The sequence below is a fragment of the Mycolicibacter sinensis genome (assembly GCF_001673565.1).
In the GTDB taxonomy this organism is placed as follows: Bacteria; Actinomycetota; Actinomycetes; order Mycobacteriales; family Mycobacteriaceae; genus Mycobacterium; species Mycobacterium sinense_C.
Genome location: NZ_LZMF01000075.1, coordinates 17427 through 37870 on the forward strand (window position 1 = coordinate 17427; position 20444 = coordinate 37870).

Here is a 20444-nt window from a genome sequence, read left to right on the forward strand (position 1 = left end):
TCAGGCCGCCGGTTCGTGGGTGAGCTCTTTGAACCAGCTCGGTATGGGCTTGAGCAGCCGCTTGGGGTAGTAGCCCGACAGCCATGCCGCGGGATTGGCCAGCAGATGATAGGGACTGTCGGGGTTGGCGAACCAGTTCGAGTAGCGCTTGACCACCTGGTAGGCCGGCACCCGCCGGGTGTGTTCGCCGCGTTCACCGAACTGCTGGAAGCGCATCAGTGCCGAGTAGAGCCGCTGGGGATCCAGTCCCATGCCGATGATCTCGTTGCGGATCCGGTTGAGCAGTGGAATCGAGATCAGCGCGCCGACGATCAGAGACGGGGAGGCGACGGTGCCGACGAACTCGATGGCCAGCCGGCGGGCGTCGGCGTGTCCGATCAGCTCCAGCACCTCGAAATCGACGGCGATATGGCGTGATTCGTCGTTATTGATCTTCTCGAACACCTGGTGGCAGACCGGGTCGTCGACCTCGTCGAGCAGGAACTTGAGCAGTGCGCCGTCGAGTGCCACCTCCAGCATCGGGATCACGGTGCCCAGCACCGACAGCGGCAGGTCGTCGGAGTAGTCGTCGAGCCACTGCATCGCCATCCGGATGTTGACGTTGGGCTCAGGGATTTCGCCGTCCTCGAGCATGCCCCAGCGCTTCATCAGCGCCAGCTCGGCGTTGGCATGCCGCTGCTCCTCAGCGTGGAAGTACCGATAGATCTCGGCCAGCGTTTTGGTGGGCGCCTTGCGGGCCATGGCCGCGAAGCCGCGAGCGCCGACGTTCTCGATCCAGCACAGGTCGGCCATGAACTTCTTGAGCTTGGGCACCATCTCGGGCCGGATCAGCTCGGCTCCCGGTGCGTCCCAGTCGATGTCGGCCAGCGCCCACTGCCGGTCCTTGATCTTGGCGAGCATGACGTCCATGTCGATAGCCATCTGACTCTCCTTCAGTCGGCTTCTTCGGCCAGTGCCGCACCAGCCCGGAACGCCAGCCCGATGGTGCGGGTGAACGTCTCGGGCGCCAATCGTTTGACGTTCCAACCGATTTTCGCGTCGAGTTGCGGCATGCAGTACAAGCCGCCGCGGTCATGGGTGTTCAGACAGTCCCGGGCCACTCGGGCGGCGGAGATTCCGGTCCAGCGCATCAACCGGTTCGCGGCGTCGCTGGATCGTGCGGTGCTGCGGCCGGATTCGACGATGTTGGTCTTGACGAACGTCGGGCACAGCACGGTCACGCCGACTCCGGTGCCCGACAGCTCGGCGGCCAGGGTCTCCGACAGTGACAGCACCCCGGCCTTGCTGACGTTGTAGGCGGCCATCTCCGGGGCGGCGCCGAACGAGGCCGCGGAGGCGACGTTGATGATCCCGCGCGGGTGGTCGCTTCCCGCTTCGCGCAGGATCGGGGTGAACACGTGGCAGCCGTGGATCGGGCCCCACAGGTTGATGCTCAGCGTCCAGTTCCAGTCGTCCAGCGACATCTCCCCGATCAGCCGGCCGCCGGTGCCGACGCCGGCGTTGTTGATCACCAGGGTGGGTGGGCGTCCGAACCAGGACTGCGCGGCGTCGGCCAGCGCGGTGACGTCGTCGAGTTGCGAAACGTCGCAGTGCGCAGCGGTGGCACGTCCGCCCGCGGCGGCGATGGCGTCGACGGTGCGTTGCGCTGCGGTGTCATCGATGTCGCTGCAGACCACGGCGCTGCCGCGGCGGGCGAGTTCGCGGGCGAATGCGGCTCCGATGCCGCTGCCGGCGCCGGTGACGACCGCGGAGGCTCCATGGCTGCGTTTCGGCGATCGCCCGAGAATCATGTGATCGAGTCAACAGCCAATGGTGACATTAGTCAATGGCAATGTTGTGGGCCGGGTTCGGACGGCTGACGCCCGAACCCGGCCCTTTGCCTGCACGCGACGGCGCAGGCGGTGGTACCGCTAGCTGAAGAGGCCGGTGAGCCAGTCCAGGTCGAACAGGTTGGGGTCGGCAAGCGAGGCGCCGAGGTCGGGGTCGACCGGGACCTCCACGTCGTCCACCGGCAGGTTCATCGTCAACGCCTCGGCGATCTTGCTCGGCAGGTAGTCGAGGAAGTAGGAGACAGTGCCCTGCTCGGTGAGCAGGCCCCACCACTGGCCGGTGTTCTCGCCGGTTTCGGAGTCCCAGGTGATGTAGCCGTTGAGCAGTGCGTCGAACGGGTCCTGCGCCACGTGCTCGATGCCGTCGGGTACACCGGTCGCGTTTTCCGACAACGCGAATGCGAAGCCGGTAAGCGGTTCGATGAAGTACTTGGCGGTGGTCTTCCAGAAGCTGAAGTCGCCGAAGACTTCCTGCACATTCGCCCAAACATGGGTCATGTCGGCGCCGATACCCATCACGCCGGGGACCTCAACGTCCTCGCCGCGCGGGATGTGGTCGAAGAGCGGCTGGAAGATGTTGTTCATGTTGTACAACATGTCGTTGTTGATCAGGTTCCAGGCGCTGAGGGTGTCGCCCTGCTGGAGGAACTCGGTGACCTGCGGGATCAGGTTCTCCAGGCCGATGACCCGGCCGCCACCGGACCACATGATCTCGAGGCCATCCTGCACCCCGGCGAAGCTGTTCTGGGCGACTTCGCTGTAGTAGCTGCCGAGGTCGCCGAGGGCCGTGGTGAGCGGGTTCGGCTGGTTGAGCAGATCCGTCAGGTAGTCGAGGTTCTCAGCGGTGGTGTTGGCGAGCTGCACGGCAGCCTGGTGTGCCTCCATCGAGATCGACGGTGCTACCGGGCTGACGGCGATCAGGCCGGCGCCGGCCAGGGCGACCCCGGCGGCCATTACCAGGCTGGCGCGGGTGGTCGGTCGAGCGTCGGATGCGGAGCCGCGATCGAGGGATCCGTCCGCAAGGGCGAGCTGCATTGCTTCTCCTTATCGTGACCTCATCTGGTATGAGGTTCCTGTTAGTTAGAACGCGGCTTCACCTTAATCATTAACTCTCTCGCCAGGCAAGGCTTACCTAACTCTGTGTCGGGAGTCACAAGATAGGGCAAGCTAACCTTAGTTCGACGTTTGGTGTAGCGTCCCACCACATGAGCTCTTCGTCTTCTGACGCCGTCAGCGCCGCGCTGCTCGAGATCCTGCGTGACGACCTGAATGTCGACCTCAACCGGGTGACTGCGGAGTCGCGGCTGGTCGACGACGTCGGCCTGGACTCGGTGGCCTTCGCGATCGGCATGGTCGCCATCGAGGACCGGCTCGGGGTGGCGCTGTCTGAGGAAGACCTGCTGACCTGTGACACGGTCGGCGACCTCGAGGCCGCCATCCGGGCGAAAGCGCCCGCCGACGCGTGAGCGTGCTGGCAAGCGCCCTGACCCGGGCGATGACCGCCTCAGATCAGGACCTGGTGACCTTCGATCAGGGCAGCAGCACGTGGCAGCATCACCCGTGGGCGCAGGTGCACTCCCGCGCGCAAGGCGTGGCATCGAAGATCCTTGACTCGGATCGCACCGGTGCGGTCGGACTGGTCGGGGAGCCCACAGTCGAATTGGTCGCCGCCATCCAGGGTGCCTGGCTGGCCGGGCGCGGCGTGTCGATACTGCCCGGGCCCGTCCGCGGCTCCGATCCGCAGCAGTGGGCTCAAGCGACCCTGAACCGGTTCCGCGGCGTCGGTGTCGACACGGTCTTCAGCCACAGCGCACCACTGCAGTTGCTGGGTGAGCACGACGCCGGTGTTGCGGTGTACGACGTCACCGCCGCCGCCACCGAGCGGTCGGCGGCCTTCACGCCGGTGGCCGCCGCGCTGGATACGCCGGCGGTATTGCAGGGCACGGCCGGCTCCACCGGAGTGCCGCGCACCGCGCAGTTGTCGCCGGCCGCCGTGCTGAGCAACGTCTCCGGCTTGAGTGAGCACCTCGGCGTCGACCCGTCGCACGACGTCGGCTGCAGCTGGCTGCCGCTGTATCACGACATGGGACTGACCTTCGTGCTCAGCGCTGCCTTGACCGGTTCGGCACTGTGGCTGGCACCCACCGCGGCGTTCGCGGCCTCGCCGTTTCGCTGGCTGACGTGGCTGCACGAGAGTGCCGCGACCATGACCGCGGCTCCGAACTTCGCCTTCAGCGTGTTGGGTAAATACGCGCGCCGAATCCCGGACGTCGACTTGGGCCGGGTGCGGATGGCGATCAACGGCGGCGAACCCGTCGACTGCGCGGCGTTGCAGCGGTTCGTCAGCGAGCTGGCGAAGTTCGGCTTCAACCCGGGCGCGGTCACCCCGTCCTACGGGCTGGCCGAGGCCACCTGCGCGGTGACCGCTCCACGGCCGGGCACCGGCCTGTTGTATGACGAAATCCCCGGCGCCGGAGACGCGATGCGCCGCCACGCGATTCTCGGGGTGCCGATCCCCGGCATGCAGGTCCGGATCGCCCCGACCGCCGGTCACGATGTCGAGCAACCCGGGCGCGACGTCGGCGAGATCGAGATCCGCGGCACCTCGATGATGTCCGGCTACGTCGGCCAACCGGCACACGACCCGGAATCCTGGTTCTCCACAGGCGATCTTGGCTACCTCACCGACGAGGGGCTGGTGGTCTGCGGTCGCGCCAAGGAGATCATCTCGGTGGCCGGGCGCAACGTGTTCCCCACCGAGATCGAACGGGTCGCCGCCGAAATCCGGGGCGTGCGGGAAGGCGCGGTGGTGGCCTTTGGAACCAGTGAGGCCACCGACGACGTGCGCCCGGCGTTGATCGTCGTCGCCGAATTCCGGGGCCCCGACGAGGCCGGCGCCCGCAGCGACCTGGTCGCCCGGGTCGCCTCGGAATGCGGGGTGGTGCCCGCCAAAGTGGTGTTCCTGACGCCCGGAGCCCTGCCCCGAACGTCGTCGGGCAAGTTGCGGCGACTGGAGGTCAAACGCAACCTGGAGGTTATGACGTGACGGGATCGGACATCCACACCTATCGCGGCTTGCTTGACGAGGTCTTCGACCAGCAGGTGGTGGATTGGACAGCGGAGGCCGAAGTCAGTGGGCGCTTTCCCCGCAAACTGATCGAACACCTCGGGCAGGCAGGGGTTTTCACCCGGAAATGGACTGACGCGGCGCCCACCGATGTCGCCAAACTGGTGGAGCTGGCCTATGCGCTGGGCCGGCTCGGATCTGCCGGCATCGGGGTGGGGGTCAGCCTGCAGGATTCGTCGATCTCGATCCTGCACCGGTTCGGACGGTCGGAGTACCTGAAAGACATCTGCCAGCGGGCCATCCGCGGCGAAGCGGTGCTGTGCATCGGCGCCTCGGAGGAGTCCGGGGGGTCGGACCTGCAGCGGGTGCAGACCGAGGCCCGTTCCGTGCGTGACGGTTTCGAGGTGCGCGGCCGTAAGAAGTTCGTCTCGCTCTCGCCGATCTCCGACCACATCCTGGTGCTGGCGCGCAGCATGGATCACGACGAAAACAGCCGGCACGGCAACGTCATGATGATCGCGGTGCCGACCGCGCAGGTGCAGGTGCACGAGCCGTTCAGCAAGGTCGGAGCGGCGCCGTTGGACACCGCTCCGGTCGATATCGACACCTGGGTACCGGCCGACGCCCTGATCGCCCGCCCCGGTACCGGATTGGCCGCGATCTCTTGGGGACTGGCGCACGAACGCATGTCGATCTCCGGGCAGGTCGCCTCGTCGTGTCAGAAGGTGCTGGGCATCACCCACGCCCGGATGATGCACCGCAAGCAGTTCGGCGTCAGCCTTTTCGAGCATCAGGCCCTGCGGTTGCGGCTGGCCGACCTGCAGGCCCGGGTCGATCTTCTTCGGCATGGGCTCAACGGGTTTGCCGCCGAGGGCCGGCTGGACCTACGGACCTCCGCGGCGATGAAGGTCACCGCGGCGCGGCTGGGTGAAGAGGTGATCGCGGAGTGCATGCACCTGTTCGGCGGCGCCGGTTACCTGGTCGACGAGACGCCGATCGGGCGCTGGTGGCGCGACATGAAGTTGGCCCGGGTGGGCGGCGGCACCGATGAGGTGCTCTGGGAATTGGTCGCCGCGGGGATGCGCCCGGATTACGACGGCTACGCCGAGTTGTTCGACAGCGGGTCGTCGGGGTAGCGCAGCACCCCGTAGAGCGCCATCCGGCGATAACCCATGTCGTGTTCGCCGAGGAAGGTGCCGCCCACATACTCGGCCAACCGCCGCATCGCCGTGTTGCGGTACTCGGGTTCGAACATCATCCGCCGGCACTGCGGCTCGAAGTCGAAGACGCAGGTCATGACGCGCGGCAACAGGATCGCCGCAAACCCGCGATTGACGACCGTGGTGTCGGCGACGGCGGCGTGGATGCCCAGGTCGTGCGGATCGGCCGCGTAGTACCTGGCGATGGAATCCTTGGCGGCCCGGTATATCTCGACGTAACCGCCGTCTTCCCCGTTACGGCTGACGATCAACGGCCGCGAATAACTGCCGGCGAGCTGGGCGCTCAGATAGGCGTGCCAGCGCTCAGGCGGCCAGGCCGACTCCCAGGTCTGGGCCAGGTGGGGCCGGTTCATCCATTCGGCGACCATCTCGGCGTCGGCATCGGGGTCGGCCACCCGGATCGCGTATGGGTCGGCCAACACGGGGATCGGGGGCGCCGGGACGCTGCGGACCTCGTCGGATATGTCGGTGAGCTCGCGGTGCAGGATGGCGGCAGCGTCAGTCATAACGAACGGTGAGCCTACCCGAGGCCCTATCCGGATAAGTGAGGGTAGGGTAACCTAGGTCGGGCTTGGCGGCGCGAGCGCCGGGTCCCACCCCGCGGGGCGGGAAACCGTTGGCGAAAGGACCTTGATGGCGCGCGGTTTGCAGGGCGCGATACTGCGGGGCTTCGGCGCCCGGGACCACGTCGCCACGGTGCTCGAGACCAGCTGGATCGCCCCGCACTGCATCCGAGTGTGGCTGCATTCACCGACCTTGTTTACCGACGCGACCGTCGAACCCAGTGCCTGGCTACGGTTCTGGTTTCCGGACCCAGACGGCTCGAGTACCGAGTTCCAGCGCGCGTACACCATCGCCGAGGGGGACGCGGAAACCGGACGCTTCGCGGTGGACATGGTGCTGCACGAACCGGCCGGGCCCGCGACCCGGTGGGCGAGCACCGTTGAGCCCGGAGCGCGCATCGCGGCGATGTCGCTGATGGGCTCGTCGCGTTTCGAAGTGCCCGATCCCGCAGAACAGCCCGCCGGTTACCTGTTGATCGGGGACTCGGCGTCGATCCCCGGGATCAACGCGATCATCGGAACCGTCCCGCTCGATGTGCCGATCGAGCTGTATCTCGAGCAGCACGAGGACAACGACCTGTTGATCCCGCTGCGGGAGCATCCGCGCCTGCGGGTGCACTGGGTGCCCCGCCGCGACGCGAACTCCCTGGCCGCCGCGATCGAATCCCGGGACTGGTCGGACTGGTACGCATGGGCGACACCGGAAGCCGCGACGCTCAAGGCCGTGCGGGCGCGGCTGCGCGACGAGTTCGGCTTCCCCAAATCCGAGATCCACGCCCAGGCGTACTGGAACGCCGGACGCGCCATGGGCACTCAACGGGGCCCGGAAGACACTGAACAAGCCCCGCTGACTCTGCAGCCACCAGACGAAAGTGCGAGTGAGACGCCTGCTGAGCGCAGAGTCAACGCCAAGGGGGAGTGGCGCTCCCAGGCCGCGGGGCGCCTGCTGTCTCCGCTGAAAGCGCCGCTGATCGTCTCCGGGGTCCTGCAGGCCGTGATCACCCTGCTGCAGCTGGCCCCGTTCGTACTGCTGGTCGAGCTGGCCCGGCTGCTGGTCTCCGGTGCCGACGAGTCGCGGCTGTGGACGCTTGCCATCGCGGCGGTCTCCCTGCTCGGCCTGGGCACGTTACTGGGCGCGGGATTGACACTGTGGCTGCACGTGATCGACGCCCGCTTCGCCAGCGGTTTGCGCAGCCGGCTTTTGAGCAAGTTGTCCCGGCTACCGCTGGGCTGGTTCACCGCCCGCGGTTCCGGATCGATCAAGCAACTCGTCGCCGACGACACCCTGTCACTGCACTATTTGGTCACCCACGCCATCCCCGACGCTGTCGCCGCGGTCGTCGCCCCGGTGGCGGTGCTGGTCTACCTATTCGCGGTGGATTGGCGGGTGGCGCTGGTGTTGTTCGTGCCGGTGCTGATCTACCTGGTGCTGATGTCGGTGATGATGACCCAATCCGGACCCAAGATCAGCCAGGCGCAGCGCTGGGCGGAACGGATGAACGGCGAAGCCGGCACCTACCTGGAGGGCCAGCCGGTGATCCGGGTGTTCGGCGGGGCGGCCGCCTCGACCTTCCGCCGCCGCCTCGACGACTACATCGACTTCCTGGTGGACTGGCAGCGCCCGTTCATCGGCAAGAAGACGCTGATGGACCTGGTCACCCGCCCGTCGACCTTCCTGTGGCTGATGGTGCTGACCGGCGTCCCACTGATCGTGGCCGGCCGGATGGACCCGGTGAGCCTGTTGCCGTTCCTGTTGCTGGGCACCACCTTCGGAGCCCGGCTGCTGGGTATCGGGCTGGGGGTCGGCGGTATCCGCGGCGGCATGCTGGCGGCGCGGCGGCTGCAGATCGCCCTGGACGAGCCCGAACTGGTGGTGGGTGAGCCGGAATCGGCGCCGGCGCAGACGCAGCCCGGAACGGTGCGTTTCGAGTCCGTCGGCTTCGGCTACCGCCCGGGCGTGCCGGTGATCTCCGATGTGTCGCTGACACTGCGGCCGGGCACGGTGACCGCGCTGGTGGGTCCGTCGGGATCGGGCAAGTCCACCCTGGCCGCGCTGCTCGCCCGCTTCCACGACGTGCAGCAGGGCTCGATAACCGTTGACGGCCAGGACATTCGGTCGTTGACCGCCGACGAGCTCTACCGCCGGGTGGGTTTCGTGCTGCAGGAGACCCAGCTGGTGCACGGCAGCGTGCGGGACAACATCGCGCTGGCCGTTCCGGACGCGACCGACGAGCAGGTGTGGGCCGCCGCCCGCGAAGCGCAGATCCACGAGCGCATCCTGCGACTGCCGGACGGGTACGACACCGTGCTGGGTGCCGCGGCCGCGCTCTCCGGCGGGGAGCGCCAACGGCTCACCATCGCCCGCGCCATCCTCGCCGACACTCCCGTGCTCATCCTCGACGAGGCCACCGCCTTCGCCGACCCGGAATCGGAATACCTGGTACAGCAGGCCCTGAACCGGCTGACCAAGGACCGCACCGTGCTCGTCATCGCCCACCGGCTGCACACGATCACTGGAGCCGATCAGATCGTGGTACTCGATCACGGCGCCGTCGCCGAACAGGGGACCCACGAGGAGTTGCTCGCCGCGGGAGGACGCTACCTGCAACTGTGGGAGACCGGGCGCCGGGCCGTGGCCGCTGCAGCGGAGGCGGCACGATGATCCGCACGCTGATCCAGCTGATTCCGCATAACCGCCGCGGCCGGCTACTCGGCTACACCGGGCTGACGTTGCTGTCGGTGGCGGTGCGGGCGGTGGGCACCGTACTGCTGGTCCCGCTGGTGGCCGCGCTGTTCTCCGAAACCCCGCATCACGCGCTGACCTGGGTGGGCTGGCTGACCGTGGCGACGGTGGCCGGCTGGCTCATCGATTTCACCTGCGCACGAATCGGATTCGATCTCGGATTCGCCGTCCTCGACCACACCCAACACGATGTCGCCGACCGGCTGCCGGCAATCCGGTTGGACTGGTTCACCCCCGACAACACCGCCACCGCCCGGCAGGCGATCGCCGCTACCGGCCCCGAACTCGTCAGCCTGGTCGTCAACCTACTGACCCCGCTGATCAGCGCCATTCTGCTGCCACCGGCGATCGCGCTGGCGCTGCTCGGGGTGTCGTGGCAGCTGGGTCTGGCCGCCCTGGGCGGGGTGCCACTGCTGCTGGGGGCGCTGTGGGCGGCCAACCGGCTCAGCGCGCGCGCTGACACCGCCGCCGGGGAGGCCAACACCGCGCTGACCGAACGCATCATCGAGTTCGCCCGCACCCAGCAGGCGCTGCGCGCGGCGCGGCGGGTCGAACCCGAACGCAGCACCGTCGGTGCGGCCCTGGCCGCCCAGCACGGCGCGGCAATGCGGCTGCTGCTCATGCAGATTCCGGGTCAGCTGTTGTTCAGCCTGGCCAGCCAGGGTGCACTGATCCTGCTCGCCGGCGCCACGACCGCGTTGACCATGACCGGCACCCTGGGCGTTCCGGAGGCCATCGCGCTGATCGTCGTGATCGCCCGCTATCTGGAACCCTTCACCGCCATCAGCGAGCTGGCGCCGGCCCTGGAATCGACGCGTGCCAGCCTGGAGCGGATCCGGGCCGTGCTCACCGCACCGGCGCTGACAGTGGGAGACGGCGGGTTGCCCGACACGGCGCCGCGCATCGAGTTCGACAATGTCACCTTCGGCTACGACGCCGGCGACCCGGTGCTCGACCGGGTCAGTTTCGTGCTGGAGCCGGGCACCACGACCGCGATCGTCGGGCCGTCCGGTTCGGGCAAGAGCACGATTCTGGCCCTGATCGCCGGCCTGCACGAACCCACCGGCGGTCGGATCCTGCTCGACGGGGCCGACGCCGCCGCGCTGACTGCCGCGGCGCGGCGTGCGGCGAGCAGCATGGTGTTCCAGCATCCCTACCTGCTGGACGGCACGATCCGCGACAACGTCCTGGTCGGTGATCCCGGCGCGGATCCGCAAGCGTTCGGGCGGGCGGTCGAACTCGCCCGGGTCGACGAGCTGACCGGCCGGCTGCCCGACGGCGCCGATACCGCGGTCGGGGAGGCCGGCGGCGCGCTGTCCGGCGGTGAGCGCCAACGGGTCAGCATCGCCCGCGCGCTGCTCAAACCGGCGCCGGTGCTGTTGGTCGACGAGGCGACCAGCGCGCTGGACACCGAGAACGAGGCGGCGATCGTCGACGCGCTCAGCGCCGAGCTGCGGCCCCGCACCCGGGTGATCGTCGCGCACCGGCTGGCCAGTATCGCCCAGGCCGACCGGGTGCTGTTCCTCGACAACGGCCAGATCGTCGAGGACGGCACCATCGAGGAACTACGTTCCGCCGGTGGACGTTTCGACGAGTTCTGGCGACAGCAACACGATGCTGCCGGTTGGCGGATCAGTACCGGATAGCGTTCAGCCCACAAGCTGGCGGATGATCGCCTTTTTGTCGATCTTTCCGACCGCCGTGGTGGGCAGGGTCGTTAACGCCGCCAACTGGTCGACTCGGACGTGGGTGGCGGCCCCTTGCTCGGCGAGATGTCGGTTCAGCTCGGGCAGACTCAGCGACGTCCCATTGAAAACGATTGCCGCGCAGATCTTTTCACCAAGATACTTATCCGGCAGTCCGACCGCGGCAGCCGATTGGATCGCGGGATGGCGCAGCAGGTGTGCCTCCAACTCCTCGGCCGCGATGTTTTCCCCGCCGCGGACGATGACGTCCTTGATCCGCCCGGTCACCTCCAGGTAGCCGTTGGCCAGGCGGCGGACCCGGTCGCCGCTGCGGTAGAAGCCGTCCGGGCTGAACGAGCGCGCATTCGCTTCCGGAGCGTTGTAGTAGCCGTTGATCGTGTAGGGCCCGCGCACCAGCAGCTCACCCTCGGGTGCCTCGACGCCGTCCTCATCGACCACCCGCAGCTCATCATCGGCGCACAGTGGCCGGCCCTGGGTCGCGTCGAGCAGCTCGGCGCCATCGCCCGGCCGGGTGTAGCACAGCAGCCCTTCGGCCATGCCGAACACCTGCTGCAGTCCCGGGGTCAGTACCTCCCGGATCCGGCGCGCGTCATCGGCTGCCAGCTTGGCGCCGCCCACTTGCAGTAACCGCAGCGTCGTCGGCTTCTGCGGTTCCCAATCGCAGGCGTGCGCCCACAGCGTGGCCAGCGCCGGCACCAGCGCGGTGACGGTCACCCGGTGGCTGGTGATGGTGGCGAATGCCGCCTCGGGACTGGGATCGGTGCCGAAGACGGTGGCCGCGCCCACCGATATGGCGCCCAGCAGCCCCGGGCAGGCCAGCGGAAAGTTGTGGGCGGCTGGCAACGCCACCAGGTAGACGTCCTCGGCGGTCAGCTCGCACACCTGAGCGCTGGCGGTGGCGTTGTAGACGTAGTCGTTGTGGGTGCGGGGGATCAGCTTGGGCAGGCCGGTGGTGCCGCCGGAGACCAGCAGCACCGCCGGGGTGGCCGGATCGGGGCTGAAACGTGGTGCGGGCGGGCCGTCGGCCGTGTCGTCGATGATGATGCGCCGCAGCCCCAGTTCGGCGGCCATCGCCGGGTAGTCGAAACCCGCAGTGGCGTCAGGAATCACGATCCCGACCGCGTCGCTCACCGCGGCCAGATGCCCGATCTCGGCGGCGCGATGCCCGGGCAGGCACAGCACCGGGATGGCGCCCACCCGCAGCAGCCCGAACAGCACGACTGCGAAGGCAACGCTGTTGGGCAACTGCAACAGCACCCGGTCGCCGGGGGCGATGCCGAGCCCGTGCAGTCCCGCGGCGGCACGGTTGGCGGCCACGTCCAGTTCGGCATAGGTCAGCGTCGTTGTGGGATCGATGACCGCCGCGCGGTCCGGCCAGCGTTCGGCGGCGTCGTCGAGCAGCGACGCCAGCGGCCGGCCGCTCCAGTAGCCGGCCGCGCGGTAGGCGGCGGCCCGCTCGGCCGGAAACGGTACGAACCCGTGCATGAGACTCCCTGGCTTTGCGGTGACCGAACGTAGATAGAGTAGCTTCGACGAAATTAGGGCAGCCTTCACTAATGAAAGGTGGCGGGGTGGGGCCGGACGATATTCGCGCGCAGGTCGCTGAGCTGCTCGGCGTCCCGACCGGTGCCCTCGACAGCGATGCTGATCTGGTCGGACAGGGTCTCGATTCCATCCGGATGATGAGCCTGGCCGGCCAGTGGCGGCGCCGCGGTCTGGACGTCGACTTCGCCGCACTGGCCGCCGCACCGACCGTCGCCGCCTGGACGGCACTGGTGTCGGGCGCGTCATCGGCAGCGCAGCCCGCCGCGGGACCCGAACCCGAGGATGACACCGCACCATTCCCGCTGGCCCCGATGCAGCACGCCATGTGGGTGGGACGCGACGACGACGTCGCACTCGGTGGGGTGGCCGGCCACCTCTACGTCGAGTTTGACGGCCCGGGGCTCGACCCCGAACGGCTGTCTGCCGCTGCTGGTCTGCTGGCGGCCCGACACCCGATGCTGCGCGTTGAGTTCCTGCCCGACGGCGCCCAGCAGATCCGGCCCGACGCCGGCCTGCCGGTCGCGGTGCAGGATCTGCGCGGCATGGGCACCGACGACGTCTCCGCGCGTCTTGCCGCCACCCGGGAGGCGAAATCCCACCAGCAACTCGACGGGGCGGTCTTCGAGCTCACGGTGTCGCTGCTGCCGGATGGCACCGCTCGGCTGCACGTCGACTTGGACATGCAAGCCGCCGACGCGATGAGCTACCGCACCCTGATGGCCGACCTGGCCGCCGCCTACCGGGGGGCGGTCTTGCCGGAGTTGGGCTACACCTACCGGCAGTACCGCCACGCGGTGGCCGACCGGGCGCCCGACGAGAACCACCGGCAGTGGTGGACGCAGCGCATACCCGACCTGCCCGACCCGCCCAAGCTGCCGCCGCCGGCCGGCGCACCCGCCGACCCGCGCCGCAGCACCCGACGCTGGCACTGGCTGGACCCGGCCACCCGGGACGCACTGTTCGGGCAGGCCCGCACCCACGGCGTCACCCCGGCCATGACACTGGCCGCATCGTTCTCGCACACCCTGGCCTGCTGGTCGGACGGACCGCGATTCCTGCTGAATGTGCCATTGTTCGGCCGGGATCCGCTGCACGACGACGTCGATCGGCTGGTCGGTGACTTCACCTCGTCGCTGCTGCTGGATGTGGATCTGGGCTCTGCCGCCACCGGTGCCCAACGGGCCCACGCCGTGCAGGACGCCATGCGGACCGCCGCCGCGCACGCCGACTACCCGGGGCTGGCGGTGCTGCGGGATCTGGGCCGCCACCGCGGCACGCAGGTGCTGGCCCCGGTGGTGTTCACCAGTGCGCTCGGGCTCGGCGAGTTGTTCGCCCCGGAGGTCACCCAGACGTTCGGCACCCCGGTGTGGATCATCTCCCAAGGCCCGCAGGTGCTGCTGGACGCTCAGGTCACCGAGTTCGACGGCGGTGTGCTGGTGAATTGGGATGTGCGCGACGAGATGTTCCCGCCCGGCGTGATCGACGCCATGTTCGCCCACCACATCGCCGACCTGACCCGGCTGGCCGCCGGCGACGGCTGGGACGAACCGGCGCCACCGGCCCTGCCGGCTGCGCAGGCGCAGGTGCGCGCGGCGGTGAACGCCGGCACCGCTGAGCCCAGCGGGGAAGCCTTGCAGGACGGGTTCTTTCGGCGTGCCTCTTTGGCGCCCGATGCGCCCGCTGTGCTGCATGGATCGGGCGAGTTGAGCTACGGCGAGTTGCGTGATCAGGCCCTGGCGGTGGCCGCCGCGCTGCGTGAGCGCGGGGTGCAGCCCGGTGACACCGTGGCGCTGCTGGGTCCCAAGGGCACCCAGCAGATCCCGGCACTGCTGGGCATCCTGGCCGCCGGAGCGGGGTATCTGCCGATCGCCGCCGACCAGCCGCCCGAGCGGGTGCAACGGATCCTGGCGCTGGGTGGTGCCGCTGTGGCGTTGGTGACCGGAGAATCCGTGCCGGTGCTGCCGATTCCCGCCGTGCGCGCCGGCGAGGCTGCCGCGCGTCCCGGTGCCGCGGAACCGGTCGCAACCGATCCGTCGGCATTGGCCTACGTGGTGTTCACCTCCGGGTCCACCGGCGAACCCAAGGGCGTCGAGCTCACTCACGACGCGGCGATGAACACCGTCGAAACCCTCAGCGCACGTTTCGGATTCGGGCCGGACGATCGCAGCCTGGCACTGCTCACCTTAGACGCCGACATGTCGGTGCTCGACGTCTTCGCCATGCTGCGCGCCGGGGGAGCGATCGTGATGGTCGACGAGGCCGATCGGCGCAGCCCCGAGGTATGGGCGCGGCTGGTGCGACAGCACCGGGTCAGCGTGCTCAACTTGATGCCCGGCGCGTTGGAGATGCTGGTGTCGGTCGGGGGTGAATTGCCCTCGGTGCGTGCGGTATTGACCGGCGGCGACTGGGTGAGCCCCGAGCTGGCGCGCCGCTTTGCCGCCCTGGCGCCCGGAGTGCGGTTCGCCGGGCTGGGCGGGGCCACCGAAACGGCCATCCACGCCACCATCTGCGAGGTCGACGGCGAACCGCCGGCCGACTGGGCGTCGGTGCCCTACGGCACGCCGCTGCCCAACATCGCCTGCCGCGTCGTCGGCGCCGACGGGACCGACCGCCCGGACTGGGTGGCCGGTGAGCTGTGGGTGGCCGGGCGCGGTATCGCATCCGGGTATCGGGGGCGGCCCGACCTGACCGCCGAGAAGTTCATCGAGCATGACGGCCGAACCTGGTATCGCACCGGCGATCTGGCCCGCTACCGGCCGGGCGGCATCCTGGAATTCGTCGGTCGCGCCGATCATCGGGTCAAGATCAGCGGGTACCGCATCGAACTCGGCGAGGTCGAAGCCGCGCTGCGCCGGCTGCCCGGGGTGGCCGAGGCCGTGGTGGTGGCGCTCTCGGAGGCCGGTCGTGACGTGCTGGCCGCCGCGGTTCGGACCGACGATCCGGCGGTGACCGTGACGGGGCTACGGTCAGGGCTGACCGAGGCGCTGCCCGAGCACATGATTCCACGGCACCTGGTGCTGGTTCCGGCGATTCCCTACACCGTCTCCGGCAAGATCGACCGGCGCGCGGTAACGGCGGAGCTGGCCGCGGGTTTCGCGGCAACGGATGGCTACCGTGAACCGGTTACCCCGTTGCAGCGAGCGTTGGCCGCGATCATCGCCGAGGTGCTCGGCGCGGATCGGGTAGGCGCCGACGACGATTTCTTTGCCCTGGGCGGCGATTCAGTGCTGGCCACCGCCGCGGTAGCACGCATCCGCACCTGGCTGGATGCACCCGGCGCGGTGGTCGCCGATATCTTCGCCACCCGGACCGTGGCCGGGCTGGCGTCTCGGCTTGCCGCCGCGGAGGCCGATCCGGACCGCCTGGACGCCGTCGCCGAGGTGTACCTGGAAGTGGCGCAGCTGGATTCGGCGGAGGTCGCCGACGCGCTGGCCGAGGTCGACTGATATTTCGTGGCTCTTGGTCAATTCCTCGCATCGCGTGGTGTTAGGTCGTCAAGTTCACTGCTTAGATTGGCACGTGCCCGTGTTTCCCAGTTGTCGCGGGCATGCGGTGTGCGGTATATGGCGGGTCCCCTAAGCAGTGCGCGCAAGATTTTGGCCCGGCCAGCCCGGAAGGCATCGTCCGAGACGTGGGCGTACTCGGCGCGAACCGCGGCGACGTAGGCCGAGTATCGGTGGGGTGGTGCGGCGAGGATCGCCAGGTCGGCATCGGAGAGGGTTTCACCATTGCGGTCACCGGTTGCCGGGTCGTGAGACGCGGTTAGCCGGATCAACCGACAAACCTCCCGGACGAGAACAGGCGTTAGTCCGAGGGCATTGAGGTCGGCTTCGGCCCGACACGCGCTGTTTTCCTCGTCGTCGGGTAGACCGCGGTAGACGACGTCGTGATACCAAGCGGCAAGTCGTACCGCGTCCGGGTCGACAGCATGTCCCGCTAGTTCGTCTACGCGAAGCAGTACCTCGCGAAGGTGGGCAGTGGTGTGATATCTCCGGTGCGGCTCACTCCACGAAGCCAACAGCTCCTGGCCAATGTCCGCAATTTCCGCTGCGCTGCAATGCGTTCGGATGAGCGCTCGCCATACCGAGAGCAGGTCCCTCAATTCCGCAACTCCTGACCCCGGCGGAATCAATCTTCGCTATAGAGAGCCAGCTGGTCGAACGCAACAAATGCGATCCGTGTGGGATCGCCCACAGGGTGGACTTGGAGGCTGAGGGTGACGTTAGGGGTGTCATCAACTGCAATGACATCCGTGATGCCTGCCGGCAGATCGGCATCTATCCCAGCGTCATCTGTGGGGTAGGCCGCCATCACGCGCAGTCTCCTGCCCCGCAGTCCGGTTGTGTCGTAGGGAAACGGCCGGAATTTGGGCTTTTGGCCTGGAACATGCTCTGCTCGGCTCATTCGTTCATTGTTCCTTATCCCGCGATGGCGGTGAGAAATGCGTGGTGGACGGCATCACTGAGGGCGATGATGTTGTCACGGAGTCTTTCGAGAGACCTCGACTCGATGAATAGGCCGTGCAGGATCAGGAGGCCGCGCCCCTTGTCGTAGTTGGCGACGTAGGTGCTGTGCTGTGCCCAAACCTGGAGTCCAGCGGTGTTGAAGTACCCGCTGCTGCGTAGCGCGATAGTGCCTGGGACGGGGGGAAGGGCGACGTCCTGCGTGTTGATCCCAGTAGCGCGGAGATCACGCAGGGTGCGGTCGGCCTCATCCCGAATGACATCGAAGGGAAGCACACCTGTGAAGCCAAGGATGCTGATGGTTTCGCAGCCGAGTTCCCCGCGGCCGTCTGGCGGTAGGACCGCGATCCGTGAGGGCTGTGCGGCCGGTTCTTCCAGGTGCGCGAGATGCCAGCCGGCCGGTAAACCCAAGTTAGCCAACCACTCCGGCAAACCCTCGGGATCAACTGGGGCGAGGTCATTCACATGGCCGGCCGCCACCTCGACTAGCGACGACACCGCCGCTAACCGCCCCCATTCGCCAGAAGGGTCTTGTGTTGTCGTGGTCATGGACTGAATGGGTGTACGAGCTTAGGCAGCTGGGACAAGATCCACACTCCGACTGCTCCAGCGCCAGCGAGTACGCCTCCCTTTGCTACGTCACCCGGTGGTACCGGAGGCGGTGAGGGGATCGCCACGGCCGGGCCGGCGGGCGGGGGCATTGCCGGGGGTCCCGGCGAATCCGAGCCGAAAATCGGTGCCGGCTCTGGCGGGGGGATTTGAAAGCCTGGTGGTGAAGGATCCTGTAACCAAGATGGGAGCGGAGGGTGGTCAAGCACCGGTGACGGCATTGCGGCCGGAGGGTGATCAGCCACAGGTGGCGGAATCGCAACCGGGGGATGGTCTCCGATGGGCGGCAGAACCGGCGGAGAGCTAATCACTGGTGTGCCTGCCTGCCCGGGACCGCCCGTCAGCGGCGGGCGCACGGGCGGTAACGGCGGCGGATGCTCCGGATCAACTCCCATAGCCTCGTTCACGCTAGTTCTGCTGCGGGTGGAGCTCTCGATGATCGAGTCGTAAAGGTCCTTACCGGCGAGACCCCTTGCTTTCCGCTGGGCCACGATCTCGTCCCACGAGTAGTTGGGGTTCTTCTGGGTGATTTCGGCGGCGCCCTCACGATTATTCATCAAGTCGCGAACCCAGCTCCGCAGCGAATTACGCTGATCGAACATAATTTTCGCCCGCTCTTCGGGATTCAATCCTTGCTTGATGAGCTGCTCATTGAGGTCGCGCATCCGCAACTCACCCTGGGCGTACACAGCCCGGGCTTCCTCGCCAGATAATGACCCAGGCTTGTAGTCGGGGAGCCCGAGCTTGCCGACCGGATCAGGCTCGGACGGCGGGTGTGGCGCGGGGGCATCCTTGAATGTCTTGTCGTCCACCAACTGCACCCCGCCGCGCTTGCGGTCCGGCGCCCGGGGTGACTCGTCGAATCGCAACTTGCCGAAATCGGCTGTGGCTTCCTTCAGCTGAGCGGTGAATGTGGCGTCGCTGGCAACCAGGTTGGCGACGCGGTGCTTGATGAAGCTGGAATATGCTTCGGCCTGCGCTTGGCGTTGGGTGAGCTGTTCTTGCGTGTACACCGGCCGGGTGTTGACGACCCGGTAGTCCCCGCCGACCATGAAGCCGTCGCGCTCGGCGTCGTCAACCGCACCGGAGACCAGTCGCTGCCCGACCTCGAGGGTCTCTTGGCCTCGCCGAGCGACTGCGGCGGCATCGGAGTGTGCCCATCCCCACCCGCGCAGCTTCATCACATCGGCATCGGCCTGGTGGATCGCCGCGTCCGCACCGGCGCCCTCCCACTCACTACCCCCTGGGGATCGCACCTGCTGGGCGATCTCAGCAAACCCCGACTGCGCCTTCGCGGCCACGCTTTCGCACCAGTCGGCGAACGCGCCGAGATGATCGAACGTCGCCGAGCGCACCTCCTGCAGCGTCGGCAACCCGGCCGGTAGTGCGCCGAGCGCTGCCATCAGCGCGGTACCAGAACGGTGAACTGCACGGCACTGTGCTGATCGGTGGCGGTGTAGTCAGCGGCGGCGTTGGTGTACGACTGCGCACGGGTGCTCAAACGGGCGGCCGCGCCGGCCAGATCCGCGCACGCGCCAGCACGTGCGGTGCTCACCGCGGTTGCGTTGGTCTGCCATGTAGAGGCGGCCACTGCCGGCGCGGCAGCAGACGCGGAAAGCTCGCCGGCGATGGTGTCGCAACGCGCGCCCACCTGGCGCAGGCCGGCAGCAACTAGCTTTATGCGGTGGCCGGTCGTGTCGGCGGGCATGGGCTGAATATAACGCTTCATTCTCGGCGAGGATTACCGAGCAGGTCGGCGGCCAGCGGCGGTGACCGATCACGAACCACGCAGTTCGTGCTCCACTGCCTGGCGCACCCACTCCGATAAGGTGCGGTCATCAGCTTGGGCGGCCTTGCGGACACGTTCCAGCAGCTCGGGCGGAAGGTGCACCGATATGGGAACGGGCATCGTGCGGCGTCGTCGGACGGGCGTCCCTTGCGGCACTTGGTTTTCGGGTCGTGCATAGAACGCGTAGTCCTGGCCGGGGGGGGGAATCACCCGTGGCAGAAGCGTAGTCGCGCCCACGTCCTCCGGCTATGCGTTGCGCACTCCGACGGTTTCGCCTTCGGCCGTGATTCTGACGGCTCGGTGGCGGAAAGCGATGCAACGAACCGGTTATTCCCCAGCGTATTTGCGGATCGACGAGGCGGTGCGCCGGCTGGCTAGGACGGCGAGCCTAGTTGGTGCTCGGTGGTGGTTGGGGTTGGAAGGGTTGGTACCACCACCATTGGGCGCGTTCGCCGGTGGGTCCGGGGCATGGTGGTACGGCTGGTGGGGGTTTCTTGGGTGGTCGGGCTAGCGATGCCGACTCCAGTGGCCGGTTGTTGTTGTCGGTGATGGTGAGGTTGGCGGCATCGCCGGTGATGGTGATGACGCCGCGGTGGTGCAGTCGGTGGTGATACGGGCAGACCAGTACCAGGTTGGCCAGCTCGGTGGGGCCGCCGTCTTCCCAGTGTGTGATGTGGTGGGCGTGCAGGCCGCGGGTGGCCCCGCAACCGGGAACCACGCAGGCCCGGTCGCGGTGCTCGAGGGCGCGGCGCAGTCGGCGGTTGATTGCGCGGGTGGTGCGCCCGGCGCCGATGGGCTCGCCGTTGCGTTCGAACCAGGCTTCAAAGGTGGCGTCGCAGGTCAGGTATTGGCGTTCGGCGTCGGTGAGCAGCGGGCCCAGGTGCAGCTGCGCGGCGTTGTTTTCAACGTC

At 67.9% G+C, this 20444-nt stretch carries 17 protein-coding genes; 6 read left to right on the top strand and 11 right to left on the bottom strand.

Going from position 1 to position 20444, the window contains the following annotated elements:
* From A5648_RS12595 to A5648_RS12605, 3 genes are all read right to left on the bottom strand, one after another.
* Window positions 1-921, bottom strand: coding sequence for a reductase (locus A5648_RS12595; protein WP_065024871.1), 921 nt, complete (start codon window positions 919-921; stop codon window positions 1-3).
* An 11-nt stretch (window positions 922-932) separates the two neighbouring features.
* On the bottom strand, window positions 933-1790 hold the full coding sequence (locus A5648_RS12600; RefSeq protein ID WP_065024872.1) for an SDR family NAD(P)-dependent oxidoreductase: 858 nt from the start codon (window positions 1788-1790) through the stop codon (window positions 933-935).
* A gap of 120 nt (window positions 1791-1910) precedes the next feature.
* Window positions 1911-2864 (bottom strand): hypothetical protein, encoded by a 954-nt coding sequence (locus tag A5648_RS12605; protein WP_065024873.1) that lies wholly within the window; start codon window positions 2862-2864, stop codon window positions 1911-1913.
* A gap of 122 nt (window positions 2865-2986) precedes the next feature.
* On the opposite strand from A5648_RS12605, the gene A5648_RS12610 reads away from it, so the two are divergent.
* Genes A5648_RS12610 through mbtN form a run of 3 tightly spaced genes read left to right on the top strand, consistent with a single transcriptional unit; the run spans window position 2987 to window position 6032 of the window.
* A complete protein-coding gene (locus tag A5648_RS12610; protein ID WP_082966460.1) occupies window positions 2987-3295 on the top strand; it encodes an acyl carrier protein in 309 nt (102 codons plus the stop codon).
* On the top strand, window positions 3292-4875 hold the full coding sequence (mbtM, locus tag A5648_RS12615; RefSeq protein ID WP_065024875.1) for a long-chain-fatty acid--ACP ligase MbtM: 1584 nt from the start codon (window positions 3292-3294) through the stop codon (window positions 4873-4875). Before A5648_RS12610 ends, mbtM begins: the two co-directional genes overlap by 4 nt.
* Entirely contained in the window at window positions 4872-6032 is a 1161-nt protein-coding gene (gene mbtN, locus A5648_RS12620; RefSeq protein ID WP_065024876.1) for a mycobactin biosynthesis acyl-ACP dehydrogenase MbtN, read from the top strand. Before mbtM ends, mbtN begins: the two co-directional genes overlap by 4 nt.
* Here the strand turns inward: mbtN and A5648_RS12625 are convergent.
* On the bottom strand, window positions 5996-6622 hold the full coding sequence (locus tag A5648_RS12625; protein ID WP_065024877.1) for a GNAT family N-acetyltransferase: 627 nt from the start codon (window positions 6620-6622) through the stop codon (window positions 5996-5998). The genes mbtN and A5648_RS12625 overlap by 37 nt on opposite strands.
* Before the next feature lie 127 nt (window positions 6623-6749).
* Here A5648_RS12625 and A5648_RS12630 point away from each other — a divergent pair, with 127 nt between their 5' ends.
* Both A5648_RS12630 and A5648_RS12635 read left to right on the top strand, forming a co-directional pair.
* Complete coding sequence (locus A5648_RS12630; protein WP_065024878.1) at window positions 6750-9341, top strand: ABC transporter ATP-binding protein/permease; 2592 nt, start codon at window positions 6750-6752, stop codon at window positions 9339-9341.
* Window positions 9338-11068 (top strand): ABC transporter ATP-binding protein, encoded by a 1731-nt coding sequence (locus tag A5648_RS12635; protein WP_065024887.1) that lies wholly within the window; start codon window positions 9338-9340, stop codon window positions 11066-11068. The genes A5648_RS12630 and A5648_RS12635 overlap by 4 nt, the downstream gene beginning before the upstream one ends.
* Window positions 11069-11071: 3 nt before the next feature.
* Here the strand turns inward: A5648_RS12635 and A5648_RS12640 are convergent, their stop codons facing one another.
* The gene (locus A5648_RS12640) at window positions 11072-12613 is read right to left on the bottom strand and encodes a (2,3-dihydroxybenzoyl)adenylate synthase (RefSeq protein WP_082966462.1); all 1542 of its coding nucleotides are present in this window, start codon (window positions 12611-12613) and stop codon (window positions 11072-11074) included.
* Window positions 12614-12684: 71 nt separating this feature from the next.
* On the opposite strand from A5648_RS12640, the gene A5648_RS12645 reads away from it, so the two are divergent.
* The gene (locus A5648_RS12645; protein ID WP_065024879.1) at window positions 12685-16119 is read left to right on the top strand and encodes a non-ribosomal peptide synthetase; all 3435 of its coding nucleotides are present in this window, start codon (window positions 12685-12687) and stop codon (window positions 16117-16119) included.
* Between the two features lie 682 nt (window positions 16120-16801).
* Here A5648_RS12645 and A5648_RS12650 read toward each other — a convergent pair.
* The 6 genes from A5648_RS12650 to A5648_RS12670 form a co-directional block, all read right to left on the bottom strand.
* Window positions 16802-17077: a DUF7161 family protein gene (locus A5648_RS12650; protein ID WP_428844335.1), complete on the bottom strand. Its 276-nt coding sequence runs from the start codon at window positions 17075-17077 to the stop codon at window positions 16802-16804.
* Window positions 17078-17091: 14 nt separating this feature from the next.
* The gene (locus A5648_RS12655; RefSeq protein ID WP_131810562.1) at window positions 17092-17685 is read right to left on the bottom strand and encodes a hypothetical protein; all 594 of its coding nucleotides are present in this window, start codon (window positions 17683-17685) and stop codon (window positions 17092-17094) included.
* The gene (locus A5648_RS12660) at window positions 17682-19148 is read right to left on the bottom strand and encodes a hypothetical protein (protein WP_065024882.1); all 1467 of its coding nucleotides are present in this window, start codon (window positions 19146-19148) and stop codon (window positions 17682-17684) included. Before A5648_RS12660 ends, A5648_RS12655 begins: the two co-directional genes overlap by 4 nt.
* The gene (locus A5648_RS12665) at window positions 19148-19453 is read right to left on the bottom strand and encodes a hypothetical protein (RefSeq protein WP_065024883.1); all 306 of its coding nucleotides are present in this window, start codon (window positions 19451-19453) and stop codon (window positions 19148-19150) included. Before A5648_RS12665 ends, A5648_RS12660 begins: the two co-directional genes overlap by 1 nt.
* Before the next feature lie 69 nt (window positions 19454-19522).
* Window positions 19523-19654, bottom strand: coding sequence for a YlcI/YnfO family protein (locus A5648_RS24645; RefSeq protein ID WP_082966464.1), 132 nt, complete (start codon window positions 19652-19654; stop codon window positions 19523-19525).
* 268 nt (window positions 19655-19922) lie between these two features.
* A partial coding sequence (locus A5648_RS12670; protein WP_131810563.1) for an HNH endonuclease signature motif containing protein occupies window positions 19923-20444 on the bottom strand: 522 nt, incomplete at its 5' end.